The organism is Microcoleus sp. B9-D4 (assembly GCF_036705105.1).
GTDB lineage: Bacteria > Cyanobacteriota > Cyanobacteriia > Cyanobacteriales > Microcoleaceae > Microcoleus.
In genome coordinates this window covers 34,871-49,944 of sequence record NZ_JAUBTS010000048.1, presented here as the reverse complement: position 1 = coordinate 49,944, position 15,074 = coordinate 34,871, and the positions used below count along the sequence as shown (strand labels likewise).

Genomic DNA, 15,074 nt, shown 5'->3' with positions numbered 1-15,074 from the left:
GATTTGACTTTGCAATTGGGAGATTTGAGAAGTGAGCTGAGATTCCAATTCAGAGCGACTTTGACGCACACTCTCTAGCTGAGCTTCTAAGTCGGATACTTGAGATTGAAGTTGAGCTTGATTCTGATTAGCTGTCTCGATTTGACTTTGCAATTGGGAGATTTGAGAAGTGAGCTGAGATTCCAATTCAGAGCGACTTTGACGCACACTCTCTAACTGGTGTTCTAACTCGGATACTTGAGATTGAAGTTGATTTTGATTCTGGTTGGCTGTCTCGATTTGACTTTGGAATTCCGACAGTTGAGAATAAAGTTGCGATCGTTCAATGTTAGCAGTTTCTAGCTGAACTTCTAATTCAGAGCGAGTTTGATGCAGGCTATTTAGCTGATTTTCTAAGTCCGATACTTGAGATTGAAGTTGAGTTTGATTCTGATTGCCCGTCTCGATTTGACTTTGGGATTCCGAGATTTGAGAAGTGAGTTGAGATTCCAATTCAGAGCGACTTTGACGCACAGTTTCTAACTGACTTTCTAAGTCGGATACTTGAGATTGAAGTTGATTTTGATTCTGATTTGCTGTCTCGATTTGAGTTTGCAATTGGGAGATTTGAGAAGTGAGCTGAGATTCCAATTCAGTGCGACTTTGACGCACAGTTTCTAACTGTTGCTCTAAGTCCGAGATTTGAGATTGAAGTTGATTTTGATTCTGGTTTGCTGTCTCGGCTTGACTTTGAATTTCCGAGAGTTGAGAATAAAGTTGCGAGCGTTCGGTGTTAGCAGTTTCTAGCTGAACTTCTAATTCAGAGCGAGTTTGATGCAGGCTATTTAGCTGATTTTCTAAGTCCGATACTTGAGATTGAAGTTGAGTTTGGATCTGGTTGGCTGTCTCTATTTGACTTTGGGATTCCGACAGTTGAGAATAAAGGTGCGAGCGTTCTGTGTTAGCAGTTTCTAATTGAGCTTGCAGTTCTGATAACTGAGACTGGAGTTGCGAGATATCTCCCTCCTTGCCATGTATCTGAGACTCCAATTCGGACAATTCTGACAGCAGTCTTTCTCGCTCTACAACAACCATTTCGGATTGAAGTTGTACTTCATGAAGTTGAGAGTTTAACTGCATTTTCTCCAGATTAGCAGCTTCTAACTGTCTTTGCAGTTCTAATAATTCAAATGGAGGTTGCTGTGCTTGTTCGCGAGCGGTTTGCAATTGAGAGTTGAGTGTTTTGCGTTCTTGCTCTGCACTCTCCAATTGAGCTTGTAGCTCTGACAATTCCGAAGTAAATTGCGATCGCTCGGCTTCGACTAATTGCAGTTGAGCTTGCAAACCCGCAAGTTGAGACTGAAGTTGCTGCCGCTCTTCAATGGAGCGATCGAACTTAATTTGAATTTCCGACAACTGGTACTGTACCTGCAATCTGCTTTGGCTAGCCGTTTCCAACTGACTCTCAAATTCCGACAGCAGAGCGTGAAATTGAGAACGTTCTGCATCCACCGTCTCTAACTCTGCTTCCATTTCCAGTAATTGAGCGTTAAGTTGCGATCGCTCCCGATCCGCAACTTCTAACTGCTCTTTAAGTTCTGCCACTTCTGCTAACTGGGACTCAGCTTGTTGAGCATTTTCTAGCTGAAACTGCAAATCAGCAATCAGAGCATCAATTTGCGATCGATCCTGGGCAATTCCTGCCAAAAATTCTTCCATTTCCGACACTTGATTTTTTAACACTTCTTGCTCGCGAGTCACAGTTTCCAAGCGACTTTGTAACTGAGACAATTCAGAATTTAGCTGATTTTCATTCTGCACCTTTTGCCGCAATTCCGAAGTTCGGGCATCCAACTGAGCAGCCAAATTCGATATAGCCTCCTGCGAACCCTGCATCCGCACCAAATTGCGTGAATTGCGCTTATTCAAAATTAGCCAGCAGACTAATGCCCCGCCTCCAAATCCTATTAATAAAAGTAATGCTTCCATGTGTTTTATCTAATTAATATAACTTGAGGGATTTTGATTCTGACCCAAAAAATGGTCTCTACAAATCGCTATCTTATATCGTTTCCGGTTGCATCGGAATCATAAAATCGAGTCAACAGTTAACACTCAACCATTCAGTTTTGCGACTCCGAGTCAATCGATTTTAGATTTTAGATTGAAGCATTGACTCCACGCATACATTCGGGGGGCAAGTTTCATCGAATACAGGTTTTTTATTTCTGGGTCCTGAGTCTGCTTTCGGAATGAATCCGGGGGCTTGTATCCTGGATGCTTTCGGTCAACTGTCAACTGTCAACTGTCAACTGTCAACTGTCAACTGTCAACTGTCAACTGTCAACTGTCAACTGTCATGAGGAGTGCAACCGCAATTGATATTACTCAAAGCTATCACAACTTGCCAGCCTGTGTTCACTTTGCTCAACAATTTATATTTCTTTACAAATCCCTTTTGTTTACAGGTAAGGTGCAGCGCACCCTGCAAGTCCGATTAATCAAGCAAATGCACAATATGAGGAATAATTTCGATATGCTGAGTCAACAAATAATCCAACCTATCCGCCAGTAAACTAAAAATTAAATCGTTATAACTCATTCCGTATTCCGCCAAACCTAAAGCTACCAAACTCGTCACATTTTCCCCTGGATGTTTCAAATCCGGTTTGGGATTTGCTTCCAAAACATAAAGCGATCCATCAGCATCACTTCGGACATCGATCCGCACCAAGCTGTTCAAACTAAACTCCCAATAAATTTTTCTAGCTAACTCAATTAACTCTTGTTGGAGTTCAGGTTCCTCACTGCCCATCAACCGTCCTCGATCGGCCGTAATTGCTTTTTTATCCATAGAAGTAAAGATAAGTTCGTCAGGCTCCAGCACCCGCTCTATCGTGGAAAAAGCAAAAGGTTTTGTATCTTTACAAAAGCCGCCTTTAGCATATTTAACATATCCACAAACTGCTACACAAAATTCTCGTCCCGGCAAATATTTTTCAAGTAAAGCAGTATTGTGAGTGGTTCGGTGAACTTCCGAAACCGCCTGAGACAAACCCTCAATTGTGTCTACAAAATGAACGTGCAGCGAAGCGCGACCGGATACGGGTTTAACAACAAACGGCCCTTGATAGTCACCAAAAGCAATGGCAAAACGCTGATGTAAATTAGGCTCAAAAATCCCTTGAGAAGGATGCCAAGTCATAAACGGAGCGGTTTTTATTCCGACTGATTGCAGTTCTCGTTTAAAAGCGTGTTTGTTATCTAAAGTTGAACTATTTAAAGGATTGTGACCGACATAAGGCATTCCCAACATTTCCAACAATGCGGGAGTGTGACAAACAGGATTGTAGCCCTGGACTCCGCCAGTATTCAGCCACACTAAATGAATGTTTTTTTGTTTTAGTTTTTCCGGCAAATTCATGTCATCAGGCATGACAAAGACTTGCTGAAAGCCAATTTCTGCTAAGGCTTTAGCAATCTCGCGGGCGACTACTTCGTAACTCTTCCAAGAGCGGGGATTGTGAGTTTTGTAAATCACTGAGCCGGGGCGATCGCAGTCGCCGCCGAACACCACAGCAATCCGCAATTTAGCAAACAGCACCTCCAAATATTGAGGCAGCAAACTAAAGTCGTAATGCCAGCGATTCAGGTTGATTGATGTTGGATTCATTTAAGTATTTTTTCCTTTTGGTTTCATTTTTTAGCCACCGAACCGCTAGATTTTCCCAAGTATATTCCCGCCAAAACCACAGAAAAAGCAAACCAATTAAACAAGCTCAAACTTTCCGAAAACAGCACCCAAGCCATAATCGCCGTAATTACGGGTTCTAGCAGCAGGAAAAAAGCTACAAATTCCGACGACAAACTACCGAGACTGTGGATAAGCAGTCCCTGACCGAAAGCTTGGCAAATCACGGCCAAAGCAATTACAGTCAGCCATCCCTGCTCAGAATAAGGGAAAACTCGATCGCCCGCAAGCAGAACCAGTGGCAAAACCAAGATACTGCCCATAAAACAGCGCCACATCAATATAGTTGTCGCCGGAAACTTGGTTCGCAAATGTTCTGAAATTAGCAGATTTCCTGCATAAAACATCGCCGATAAAAGAGCAGCAACGTCGCCGACAAGATGGTCTCCCGCAGTTTGCAAATCGTCGATTCCGATCGCAATTGCGCCGGACAAAGCCACCGCCAGTCCCACCAAAAACCTGTTGTCAAAGCGCCGCCCCAACAGCAGCCATCCCCCCAAAGTAGTAAATAAAGGAGTTAAGTTTCGCAGTACAGTAGAATTAGCGACATTAGTCTGACTCAGTGACCAGGCCCAGAAACCCACAGAAGCAGAAGAAACCACGCCTACGGCTATTAACAGCATCACATCCTGCAGAGTGTAGTTCGATCGCTCTTTAACTTGGGCCCCAGACATTCGGCGGCGCGCAGCATCAGCACCATTCCACACTCCAAATACCACAGTTGCTATCCACAAACGGTTAAAAACAGTAGCATTCGGGCTGATTTCCCGTTCGCTCAACCTAATAAAAATCGCCGCCAGCGACACCGCTAGCAGCGCCGCCGACAGCGAAACGATCGCCCAAATTTTGCCTTGACTGTCAGCTAATTCACCGTTTTTTAAACTGTCTGGCTTTCCCGAAACAATAGTTTTGTCTTCAGTTGTTAAGGCAGAGTTTAACTCGGTTTTTTCCAAAATATTGCGTTGAATTTCAATATTTGGCTCTGGCAATCCCAGTTTTTTTGACATTATTAAAAGTTCCAATGAAGGCAGAAGGCAGTTGTGTAGGGTGCGTGACGCAAGAAAATTTGGGCGACGAATAAAGTGACTCAAAAGTCACGCACTCTACTTACTAGGGCTGCACCAACTATTTTTTATAGTTAACAGCAGCTTAGGTTGAAGGTTTAACAGAAAGCCTTGTCAAAGCCTCCTTCAGCACCGGCGGCAATTGCCGGATAATCTTGCCTTTGTCGCGATCGACACCAACCAAAGTTACCTGTGCTGTCACATATAACTCCTGAGTATCAGCCGATCGAATTTCGTAATCCCAAAGCAGCCGCACACCCTCGGTAGCAGCGATCCGCGTTCTGACTGCCACAGATTGACCCATTTGTACAGCCCGGTGGTAGCGCAGCGAAAGTTCCACCACGGGCAATTCCAAACCCTGCGCCACCCAGTCTGCATACTCGATGCCAAGAGATCGCAAACTTTCCACCCTAGCTTCCTCCATCCAAGCAATATAAGTCCCGTGCCAAACCACACCGCTGTAGTCAGTATGGTGAGGGTAAACTCGCACCAAATATTCAAACCAGCCCTCAGAGTCTATTCTGGGCCGGTTTTGAATAGCACCAGCCGGTGCGAGTTCTGGTTGAGTTCGATCGTTCTCTAACACTTTACAAATCGTTCCAAAACGCTACATTTCTACAAATCATAAGACAAACTTCAGGCTTATGCTTGACAGTAAGCAACTAGAGTACCAACGCCCTAGTTTAACGTCGCACAAGAAAACTCAACTGTTTTTACCGCCAAAACCCCATGATAGAAAAAATTTTAGTAGCCGTCGCCGGTCGCGGCTTGTGCGAAGAGATGTTTAATATGTTGATGGACATCCCTTCCTTGCAACAAACCTCTGTCACCGTCTTGCACGTCGTGCCGCCCCAAGTAACATCCGATGGCATGGCCGAGAAACTGGAAGAAGGAGGCAAGATTTTAGCACAAGCAGTCCAGTCTTTGAAAATAGATCCCAGCAAAGTCAACCCCCGGCTCAAACAGGGAGACCCGAAAACCACAGTTTGCCAAGTCGCAGAAGAAGAACAATCCGACTTAGTAATTATGGGTTCCCGCGGACTCGGACGGCTGCAATCGATTTTGGAAAACTCAGTCAGCCAGTACGTTTTCCAGCTAACATCCCGACCGATGTTGTTAGTAAAAGACGATATTTACGTCAAAAAAATCAAGCGCGTCATGGTGGCGGTAGACAAATCAGAAGCTGCCAAACAGTCATTACAGCTTGCGCTATCTTTGGTCAAAGAAGTCAGTGGCGGAGAGATAATTTTAGTACACGTCACCAAAGATTTGACGGGAAAATCCAGCACAGATTTAACAACAAGTGCTGAAAAAGACGCTGTATTGGCCCCAGCAGTAGCACTAACCAAACAAATGGGAGTTAGCTACCGCTGCGTGAGTGCTACAGGCAAGCCAGGGGAAGAAATTTGTCGGATTGCAGACGAGTTGAATGCCGACTTGTTGGTAATCGGTTCCCCGGATCGGCGACCCAGCGTTGCCAAAAACTTTGTGGATATCGATCGACTCCTAGGAAATTCGCTATCAGACTACGTGCGAGTTTATGCCAACTGTCCCGTCTTGCTAGCCCGCACAGTCGGCTAGAATCTCATCGTTAACAGTTAGCCGCCAACACTCAACAGTTAACAAAAAAGCGCCTCAGCAAAAAGCTGTTGGCGCTTTTTTTTGCAAGCAGCTTGCGCCAGACAGAAATAGCAGCAGTTGCTAATCTTTTCTACCTTGACGGCTAGCTGTTTGAATGTACAGAATGATTAGAAAAACACTGGGAACCAATACAAACAGAATGGTTGCCACAAACCCTAAATCGTTAACTTCCATGAAGACGCTCGCCTCTATCTAAAAATATGAAAATACACACAACCAGGATATCACTCAAAGGTAGAAGGCAAACTTGAATACAGCAGAAGCCAGCACGAGACAGTGGAATAGGTAAAAAATCAAAATTCAGAATCCAAGAATTTTTATTTCCTTTTGCCCACTGCCCAATGCCCTGTTTGCCCAATGCCCAATTACCAATGCCCTGTTTGGCCAATGCCCACTGGCAGTTAGGGTTTAGTCTTCACGCTCACCTGACCATTGACCATAGCTTGACAAGCCAAGCGATAGTTTTCGGGCTTTTTCTTGAGCTTGCGGTTCTCAAAGTCAGTGCGGGGCGACAGATTTTCACTGCCCTCGACAATTTCCACAATGCAGGTGCCGCATTGACCAATGCCCCCGCAATTCATGAGCTTGCCCGAAAAGCTGTACAAATCGATGCGGTTTTCTAGAGCTTTGAGCCTCAAATTGGCCCCGTCTGCGGCGATGACTTCCTGATTTTCCTTCACAAACTTGATATTGGCCATTGCCGATTCCTTAACGCAGTTGACATCGCATTCTATTACAAAATATTAACTAATGTGTCGGACGTTTAATACAGGATGTCCAATTGATCTGGTAATTAAAGCTCGCCCCAACCCAATCTCAAGGAGCATCCGAGAGGTTATTAGTCGGAAGATTGCTCACAGCCCGCTGGAGAGACGAAAGCCCCAGGTTGTAGGTGACAATTGCCGACAATCGGTTTCTCTCAGCCCTAGTCAAATCAGTTTCCGCCTGAATCACATCCGTCTGAGTACCCACACCAGCTTGAAACCGCAGTCTAGCCAGACGCAGAGCTTCCCTTGACTGCAAAACCCCCGCCTCAGAAGTTTCGATATTCTCAAAACTCGACTCTAACCCAAAATAAGCTTGTTCCACTTCCCGGCGCACCTGGTTGCGGAGTTGGTCAAATCGACTTTCGGCGATCGCAATATCAGCATCCCGCTGTTTCACCCTCGCGTTCGCCGCGCCCCCGTCGAAGATACTCCAAGTCAGACTCGCCCGGATCGAATAACCATCCGCCCACCCACGAGTAGCAAACGGGTTGGGGTCGTCAGGGTCTTGTCCCAGCACGTTGTAACTACCCCCAACACTCAGTTGAGGCAAACGCCCCGCCTGAATCGATCGCCTCTGCTGCTTGCTGATATCCCTCTGCACCAACTGCTGTTCCAACTCGGGGCGATTCCTAAAAGCCTGCACGATACTCTCTTCCAAAGACAGCCTCCAAGAGCCCGCTTGCTCTACCGGATCGGCCGCCGTCAAGTTCGCCGACTGGCTGATATTCAAAATCTCAGCCAGACGCCGCTGGGCAACTCGCTGATCGCGACGAGCAACTGAGAGTTGTTGCACTTCGTTAGCCAAATTTGCCTGAGCCTGCAACACAGCAAACCGGGTTCCCACCCCTGCCCGTTCCAAAGCTTCGGCATCCCGCAAACTTTGCTGGGCATTTCTCACCGAAGCTTGGCGGATGGCAACTTGTCCGTCCGAGTTTTGCAAGTTGTAGTAAGCCTCAGCAGTGTCGAAGCGCAGTTCCTCGGCTTGGCGTTCCACATCCAGTTCCCGAAGCCGCAATTGTTCCTCTGCCGCGCGAATGTTAGCCCGCCGTCTGCCGAACAAATCGATGTCATAGTTCAACTGCAAAGTGCTGTTGAGACTGTTGTTGCCTAAATTTTGCCGGGCTTGCTCGGCTGGCTGCCCGGTTCCGTTAGCCCGAGAGTTGTTGAAGCGCTGCTGAGCCCGGACTCCGAGTTCTCCGCCGGCAGTCACAGAGCGGCTGGCGTCCATTTGAAAATTCAGGTCTGGATAAAGAGCAGCTTGCTGTTCGCGCAAAGCGGATCTGCTTTGTTCCACTTGCTGTCCGGCGATTTGCAAAACTTGGCTGTTGCGGCGGGCGAGGTCGATCGCCTGTTGCAAGGTAATTGACTCTGTTTGCTCGATCCTGACATCCTCCGGGTTTGTCGGAAACAGCAGCGGATTCGGGTTGGGTTCCAGGGAAGTCGGAGGCTTGGTGTCTAAAATGCCCCTCGGAGGGAGAGGGGGGAAACTTTCGTTCGGAGTGCCCCGGAGAATTGGTACCGGGGAACTGGGCACAGGAACATTGTTGGGAGGGTTCGGGGAAGGCTGCTGAGTCTGTGTCGGTTCCAAGCCTCTAAGAGGCGTTGAACCGGCCTGAGACAGAGTTGATGGGGAAGCCGGAGCAGCCTGTTGAGGCTTTGATGCTTGCTCGTCGGGCCCGGTTGGGGGGTTAAGGGCGATCGACTGTTCGGCCTGTGATGCTGATTCTGCAGCTGTGTTCGAGGTCGATCGAACATTCTGCCCTAATTCGAGCTGATTGAAGCGGGCCAAACTGTCCTGAGATTGAGTCGGAGACTGTGCTGAAGCACTCTGTGCGGCGTTGCCCAAAGTAATTGCAGCGCCCACTCCGACTACGATGATTTGACGAAAAACACGCATAATTTTTTAATTACTCTGCAATCCTAGAGACAATTTTAGAGCAAGATTGAGGTCTCAAGTTTCTAGTCTGTAGCCTGAACTCGACGGTTACAAGTCACAATTACCATACTCATCTTAACTTTTGAATGTTCGATTCAAAATTTAGAATTTAACTTCAGCAGTTGCCAGACTGATCGCCGCCGAGATTAGTTCCTCTACTCCGCTCACCGGCAAAATCCGGGTTTTCAGCGAGCTGGCGAGCTGTTCGAGGGTCATGTCGTCTAGAAAACGCGGTTCCCCCTGTTTTAGCATCACCGACGGCAGCAGGATACCATCTCCCAAGTCTCGCCCCTGCAAAGCTTCGAGCAAATCTTGCCCGGTGAGCAAACCCGTGACAGTGATAGTTTGTCCCCAGTAGCGGCTGCATAGTGCTGCCATGTTGACGGACAAGCCGGGAATTTGGTTTAGTTGTTGTACGATCGGCTCAAAAGCTTTTTCCACAGCATTCCCCACCACCCAAACTAACTTGCGATCCGGCTCGACTGGCATCGGTTGCAGCTTCTCAAAAGCCGTTTCAAACTGCTGGATAAACTGGCGGATAGAACCCACACCATTACCAATTTGCGGATAATCTTCGTAATCAGCAGCCGACGGCAAATCTAAACCAGCTATTAAAAACCACTCATCAGCCAGCCAAATACAGCGCGATTTTGAATTCTTCCTTTTCGTCTTTGGGCTACCTTTTCCTGTACTCAAAAGCCCTTGAATTTGCTGAACTTGCTCGATTACTTCTCGCGCTTTTTCCGCAGTAACTGCGATCAGTTCATCTTCAGCAGGGCGAAAGCGAGTTAAACCCACCGGCACTACAGCCACCGATGCTACAGCCGGAATACTTCCAGTATGAAACTTTGCCAAATCTAACAAAGTGCGTTCTAAATGTTCGCCATCATTAATACCGGGACAAACCACTACTTGAGCGTGAATTTGCAAGCGACGTTCTTGAAACCATTTGATTTGTTCGATAATCTTCCCCGCGCGGAGATTTTTTAGCAACTGAATTCGCACTTCCGGTTCCGTAGCGTGTACGGAAACATAGAGAGGAGAAAGCCGCATTTGTTCGATTCTGTCCCACTCTTTTTGAGTCAGATTTGTGAGAGTGAGATAGCTACCGTAAAGAAAGCTGAGGCGGTAGTCATCATCTTTGAGATAGAGAGTTTCCCGCTTTCCCGGTGGTTGTTGGTCAATAAAGCAAAAAGGACAGCGATTGTTGCACTGAATTAGTCCGTCAAAAAGAGCAGTTTCAAATTCCACTCCCAAGTCTTCGTCATAATCTTTTTCTATTTCTAACTTGTGAGTTTTGCCTTTAGTGTCTAATACTTCTAATTCGAGAAATTCATCGGCGCACAGGAATTGATAGTCAATTAAATCGCGGGGTTTTTGACCGTTGACGGCGACGATTGAGTCTCCGGGTTCAAATCCCATTTCGGCGCAGATGCTGTCGGGGATAACTTTGGTGATTAGGGCGGGCCGGATTGATAAGTCGCTCATGGTTATTAGTTATTAGTTATTAGTTATTAGTTAGCGGAGAATGTTTACAGTTTAACTTGTCTAGGCTGACAGAAGCGATCGGGCGATCGCTTCTGCCAGTCTAGGCGAGTGAATTGTCTTTAACGTCTTTAACAGAATTTACTTGTCGGGTTGCTAAATATACAGCATTATTATATTTTTTCCATAAACAGTTCTGCAATCCGCACCTCAAAAGTTATTCCGGGTAGCTGAGGCTGCCATCCAAGTTGCACAGCTTGCCGTATCCATTGTGTTGCATCAGAGGGTGTTACTGGTTTCACTTCGTTAGCGGGACTTAAACCTTGAGGATGAGGTCGATCGGTGATGATAACTAACACCGAACCCCGTTTTTGGGCGTGTTCGACACCAACATGAATATTTCCGCCAGCGTAGCATGATTGCGTATAAGTAGCTTGTCTTCGGATTAGCCAGATGAAACTTTCCCCATCAACAATTATTTTTCTGGCTCCTTTTTTCGGTATTGACATAGTTTGCTAAGGTCGATCGCCTTTAGAATCAGAATAAGTTCTGGGTTGTGAATTTAGCTTGGCTGTGAGAGGATGTATCAAAAATATGTATTTATGAAACTCAAAATTTTGACGGGTTCCTGACAGGCTTAGGATCGCGAATTAAATAATTTACACTCTTGAAAGTGGGGAGTAGGGGTTGGGCTTATAGCCCGCCCTTTCTGGACGGGCGGGACGCCCATCCCACAAGAACCATCACGCATTGTAAGTTATTTAATTCTCATTCCTTAGTTGTTTTTGCCAGCACAACACCGCTCTTTTGTCAACCCAGCCGTCCGGGAAATAATCGCTTTTTTTGCGATACTCTTCCATATATTAGCACTGGGATTCTGAACGGAGAAGCCGTTTGAAATCTGATACTATTGTTCTCACAATTCCGGGAGAGATAAAGAAGGACATCGCTACACCAATGCTAGCACCATGAACCAGCATAATTAGCGTTAATTGTTCATTTTGGCGCTCGCTATCTTCAGGCATTCTATATCCTTCACGGCGACGCTCACTTTGAGTTAAAAGCTAACAGCTTGTCAGCTATTAATAAGCTTTTTATGAACTGGATCTCCGGCCCGTTCCACAAGAAAATTTACTCTTTGTGGAACAGGCCGGAAAGCCTGTTCTTGTTTTGTGGAACAGGCCGGAAAGCCTGTCCTTGTAATTATAACAACCTACGCATTTTTCACTGCCCCACCTGCGATCGCCGTTAAAATGGCCACGCCAAAAGCTAGCCGATACAACACAAATATCCACATCTTTTGAGTTTGCAGGAACTTCATTAGCCACGCGATCGACAAATAAGAAAACACAAATGATGAAATCGTTCCGACTATCAAAGCTGCAACTCCAGCATCGCCGATTCCTTGTGCCAAATCACCCTTTAATTCCACTAATCCAGCCAGAGTAATTGCCGGAATTCCCAATAAAAAAGAAAACCGCGCGGCTGCAGGTCTTTCTAATCCCATAAACAATCCTGCTGTTAGCGTAGAACCCGATCGCGAACACCCCGGAATCAATGCAATTGCTTGAGCTAATCCCATCAAAATTCCGTCTAAGACAGTTAACTTTTCATAAGTGCGATTGCGCTTGCCAATTTTTTCTGCTATTGCTAACAGTAGCGACATGACGATCGAAGCAATGGCGATACTGGCCAAACTTCTAAGTGGCGAGTTGTCAAAATCTGGAACCAATGCCTTGATTAGCAGCCCAAAAAAGACTATAGGTATTGTTCCCAAAACCAGTGCTACCGCCATTTGAAACTCATGGGATTTGTAGTTGCGCTGCACCAGGGCTTCGACTGCACCAACAGCTATATTTGTCAAGTCTTTCCAGAAATACCAAAGCACTGCGACAATACTGCCCAACTGAATAATAGCAGTATAAGCAACCCCCGGATCGTCCCATCCCAGGGCGATCGGCACTACCTTTAAATGAGCGCTGCTGCTGATGGGCAAAAACTCTGTTAATCCTTGTACAACTCCTAAAACAAGGGCCTGCACCAGATTGATTTGAGCTGACCCGGAAACATCAGCGGCAGGCGTTTGGGCGAGGAGTGCGTCAAGCAAAGCTATCATTAGTTGTAAATTCCCAGTTGTCAGTTTCTAGTAATCAGTTGAATTTAATATCTTGCACCCTTCTGGGAAGCTAGAAGCCTACCCCACCACAAATAAATTTTCTTGTGGCGCGGACTGTTCCAGTCCGCCCCTGAAAAGGCGATCGCAAATAGTGATCTTCAGCCTGTCGAATCACCTTGTCGATCGCCACTATCAGCAATTTATGATCATCGAGCCGAAACTACTTTAACCTACTCAACAACATTTGCCTACATTTTCCTGATAAACTTAGGAAAGTTTTTGCATCTGATTTCGCTTTCCTTCCAGCAACAGCCCACAACCTATGATATTTACTGAGAACAAAAATTCAATCGTTACTGCTGCTTCTGGCATCCGCTGGCTGAGGCGAATCTTGTCAGCCACTCTTTTAACAGTGGCGATCGCATTTAGCTTCATACTGCTAAGCGGCACTGCGCCAGCCTTGGCCACTCTCACAGACGATCGCTTTGACGGTACAATATTTGCCCTCTACGCCGGCAACGGTTCCCTAGTTCCTCCTAAAGTCAAGATTGCAGATTCTTTCAAACGCCATAAACCCGTACTGTTAGTTTTTTACACTGATGACAGCAGCGACTCCAAGCAATACGCGATCGTCGTCTCTCAACTCCAGGAATTTTACGGGCGCGAAGCCGATTTTATGCCTATAACAATTGACTCTTTGCCTCCGCAACCGTCACCAGAAATCACCGAGCCAAGCCATTATTACGAAGGTTTCGTACCTCAAACTGTCATCTTAGACCAATCAGGAAAAGTAGTTTTCAATGAAAAAGGACAAATACCATTTGAACAGGTAGATGACGCTTTTCGGAAAGTATTTGACTTGCTGCCCAGAGAAAAATCAATCCCGCTCAAACGCCGTGTTGTGAACGAACTCAATATCGAATTGTCGAAGTAATAGGTAAGGGCTAATTCCTAGTGGCTATAGCAATCTTCAATGATTCCTCAACCAGAGTTTTTCTGTATTATATTGGATAAGGTATGCTGTGGCGCACCTTACATTGATCGTGATACTAATTGGATTGAAAAAGTGACAGGCAGAAGATAGAAGGTAGAATTAAAAATTCAGCTACGGGTAAAGACACGGCATTGCCGTGTCCCTACCGGTATCCAGGCAAAATAGATGTGAACAGTTTAAACTTTAAACAATGAGTAGAACCTTAATTCCTGTGATTCTGGCCGGCGGTAAAGGCGAACGTTTCTGGCCACTAAGTCGCAAGCAGCGGCCCAAGCAGTTTTTGAGTCTCGACGGTAGCGGCAAGAGTTTGCTGCAAGGGACTGCGGAAAGACTGTTGGAATTAGGTAACGGTTGGGACGATTTGTGGGTGGTAACGTCGGAAATGTTGGCTGCGGGGGTTCGCGAACAGTTGCCGCTGTTACCGCCGGAGAATTTACTGGCGGAACCGGAGGGCCGGGATACTGCGCCGGCGGTGGCCTGGACTGCTATAGAAACTGCGAAGCGTTACGGTGAGGATGCGGTTGTTGGTTTTTTCCCGGCGGATCACTGGATTGGGGAACCACAGGAGTTTATCAAGACTTTGGAGGCGGCGGCCGAGTTGGCGAAAAATCAGGATGCGATCGCGACTTTGGGAGTAAAACCAAGTTATGCTTCGACTGGTTACGGCTACATCGAACAAGGCGAGGAAATTGGCAGTTTTGGGGGTTTTCCCGCCTATCGGGTGGCGAGGTTTACGGAAAAGCCCGATCGCACAACTGCGGAAGAATTTGTAGCCAGCGGCAAGTTTAGTTGGAACGGCGGAATTTTTGTATTTCGAGTTGGAACAGTCTTGACAGAATTGCGAAATCATGTACCAGAAATGATGGCAGCTTTGGAAGCAAAAGGCGCGCAGGCGTACTCGGAATTACCCAAAATTAGCATCGATTACGCGCTGATGGAGAAGACGCAAAAAGCCTGTGTTCTGCCCGTAGGCTTTAGCTGGGACGATTTGGGTGATTGGAATGCGATCGGTCGTTTGCTGCAAGGAGACAAGCCGAATGTGGAGTTAGCAAAACACGTCGGAATTGATACGAGAGGTGGCATTTTTTATGCAGCCGATGAGAATGAGGTCATTGTCACCATTGGTCTAGAAGATGTGGTAGTTGTCAGAGATGGCAATGTGACTTTGATTGTAAAAAAAGACAGGACGCAGGAGATTAAACAGGTAATTAAGGTGTTGGGAGAAGATGAAAAATTGAAAGATTTATTGTAAGCAACGGAGGACATGGCAATGCCGTGTCCCTACCCCAAAATAATGAATTGTCGAGAAAAGGTACTGCCGTGTCCTGATTTTGGGTAATA

13 protein-coding genes and 1 pseudogene are annotated in these 15,074 nt (G+C 46.4%); 3 read left to right on the top strand and 11 right to left on the bottom strand.

The window, feature by feature from the left end; genetic code table 11:
- The 4 genes and pseudogenes from QUB24_RS23950 to QUB24_RS23935 all read right to left on the bottom strand — a co-directional run.
- Positions 1–1,968: pseudogene (locus tag QUB24_RS23950) on the bottom strand (hypothetical protein); the annotation flags it as partial.
- 508 nt (positions 1,969–2,476) lie between these two features.
- Positions 2,477–3,652, bottom strand: a complete 1,176-nt coding sequence (locus QUB24_RS23945) for a D-alanyl-alanine synthetase (RefSeq protein WP_333155999.1) — start codon at positions 3,650–3,652, stop codon at positions 2,477–2,479.
- 23 nt (positions 3,653–3,675) lie between these two features.
- Positions 3,676–4,737, bottom strand: a complete 1,062-nt coding sequence (locus QUB24_RS23940) for a DMT family transporter (protein ID WP_333155998.1) — start codon at positions 4,735–4,737, stop codon at positions 3,676–3,678.
- Between the two features lie 142 nt (positions 4,738–4,879).
- A complete protein-coding gene (locus tag QUB24_RS23935; protein WP_333155996.1) occupies positions 4,880–5,380 on the bottom strand; it encodes a thioesterase family protein in 501 nt (166 codons plus the stop codon).
- 143 nt (positions 5,381–5,523) lie between these two features.
- Here QUB24_RS23935 and QUB24_RS23930 point away from each other — a divergent pair, with 143 nt between their 5' ends.
- Entirely contained in the window at positions 5,524–6,375 is an 852-nt protein-coding gene (locus QUB24_RS23930; protein ID WP_333155994.1) for a universal stress protein, read from the top strand.
- A gap of 120 nt (positions 6,376–6,495) precedes the next feature.
- Here the strand turns inward: QUB24_RS23930 and psbM are convergent, their stop codons facing one another.
- The 7 genes from psbM to QUB24_RS23895 all read right to left on the bottom strand — a co-directional run bounded on the left by psbM (position 6,496) and on the right by QUB24_RS23895 (position 12,739).
- Entirely contained in the window at positions 6,496–6,609 is a 114-nt protein-coding gene (gene psbM / locus QUB24_RS23925) for a photosystem II reaction center protein PsbM (RefSeq protein ID WP_015177760.1), read from the bottom strand.
- A gap of 227 nt (positions 6,610–6,836) precedes the next feature.
- Positions 6,837–7,133, bottom strand: a complete 297-nt coding sequence (locus tag QUB24_RS23920) for a 2Fe-2S iron-sulfur cluster-binding protein (RefSeq protein WP_333155992.1) — start codon at positions 7,131–7,133, stop codon at positions 6,837–6,839.
- Between the two features lie 118 nt (positions 7,134–7,251).
- Positions 7,252–9,099, bottom strand: a complete 1,848-nt coding sequence (locus tag QUB24_RS23915) for a TolC family protein (protein ID WP_333155991.1) — start codon at positions 9,097–9,099, stop codon at positions 7,252–7,254.
- 141 nt (positions 9,100–9,240) lie between these two features.
- On the bottom strand, positions 9,241–10,626 hold the full coding sequence (locus QUB24_RS23910) for a TIGR03279 family radical SAM protein (protein ID WP_333155990.1): 1,386 nt from the start codon (positions 10,624–10,626) through the stop codon (positions 9,241–9,243).
- A gap of 170 nt (positions 10,627–10,796) precedes the next feature.
- Positions 10,797–11,132 carry a hypothetical protein gene (locus QUB24_RS23905; RefSeq protein WP_333155989.1) on the bottom strand — a complete coding sequence of 112 codons (336 nt, stop codon included), beginning with the start codon at positions 11,130–11,132 and terminating at the stop codon, positions 10,797–10,799.
- A 354-nt stretch (positions 11,133–11,486) separates the two neighbouring features.
- Complete coding sequence (locus QUB24_RS23900) at positions 11,487–11,648, bottom strand: hypothetical protein (protein ID WP_333155988.1); 162 nt, start codon at positions 11,646–11,648, stop codon at positions 11,487–11,489.
- A 188-nt stretch (positions 11,649–11,836) separates the two neighbouring features.
- Positions 11,837–12,739 (bottom strand): undecaprenyl-diphosphate phosphatase, encoded by a 903-nt coding sequence (locus QUB24_RS23895; protein ID WP_333155987.1) that lies wholly within the window; start codon positions 12,737–12,739, stop codon positions 11,837–11,839.
- A gap of 322 nt (positions 12,740–13,061) precedes the next feature.
- Here QUB24_RS23895 and QUB24_RS23890 point away from each other — a divergent pair, with 322 nt between their 5' ends.
- Together QUB24_RS23890 and QUB24_RS23885 are read left to right on the top strand one after the other, a co-directional pair.
- Positions 13,062–13,673 (top strand): thylakoid membrane photosystem I accumulation factor, encoded by a 612-nt coding sequence (locus QUB24_RS23890; protein WP_333155985.1) that lies wholly within the window; start codon positions 13,062–13,064, stop codon positions 13,671–13,673.
- Positions 13,674–13,923: 250 nt separating this feature from the next.
- On the top strand, positions 13,924–14,985 hold the full coding sequence (locus QUB24_RS23885) for a mannose-1-phosphate guanylyltransferase (RefSeq protein ID WP_333155984.1): 1,062 nt from the start codon (positions 13,924–13,926) through the stop codon (positions 14,983–14,985).
- Positions 14,986–15,074 lie beyond the last annotated feature (89 nt).

Excerpts from the sequence above, each read along its gene's own strand:
- QUB24_RS23945 (WP_333155999.1), bottom strand. The coding sequence starts at position 3,652 with ATGAATCCAACATCAATCAACCTGAATCGCTGGCATTACGACTTTAGT.
- QUB24_RS23940 (WP_333155998.1), bottom strand. The coding sequence starts at position 4,737 with ATGTCAAAAAAACTGGGATTGCCAGAGCCAAATATTGAAATTCAACGC.
- QUB24_RS23930 (WP_333155994.1), top strand. The coding sequence starts at position 5,524 with ATGATAGAAAAAATTTTAGTAGCCGTCGCCGGTCGCGGCTTGTGCGAA.
- psbM (WP_015177760.1), bottom strand. The coding sequence starts at position 6,609 with ATGGAAGTTAACGATTTAGGGTTTGTGGCAACCATTCTGTTTGTATTG.
- QUB24_RS23920 (WP_333155992.1), bottom strand. The coding sequence starts at position 7,133 with ATGGCCAATATCAAGTTTGTGAAGGAAAATCAGGAAGTCATCGCCGCA.
- QUB24_RS23915 (WP_333155991.1), bottom strand. The coding sequence starts at position 9,099 with ATGCGTGTTTTTCGTCAAATCATCGTAGTCGGAGTGGGCGCTGCAATT.
- QUB24_RS23910 (WP_333155990.1), bottom strand. The coding sequence starts at position 10,626 with ATGAGCGACTTATCAATCCGGCCCGCCCTAATCACCAAAGTTATCCCC.
- QUB24_RS23905 (WP_333155989.1), bottom strand. The coding sequence starts at position 11,132 with ATGTCAATACCGAAAAAAGGAGCCAGAAAAATAATTGTTGATGGGGAA.
- QUB24_RS23900 (WP_333155988.1), bottom strand. The coding sequence starts at position 11,648 with ATGCCTGAAGATAGCGAGCGCCAAAATGAACAATTAACGCTAATTATG.
- QUB24_RS23895 (WP_333155987.1), bottom strand. The coding sequence starts at position 12,739 with ATGATAGCTTTGCTTGACGCACTCCTCGCCCAAACGCCTGCCGCTGAT.
- QUB24_RS23890 (WP_333155985.1), top strand. The coding sequence starts at position 13,062 with ATGATATTTACTGAGAACAAAAATTCAATCGTTACTGCTGCTTCTGGC.
- QUB24_RS23885 (WP_333155984.1), top strand. The coding sequence starts at position 13,924 with ATGAGTAGAACCTTAATTCCTGTGATTCTGGCCGGCGGTAAAGGCGAA.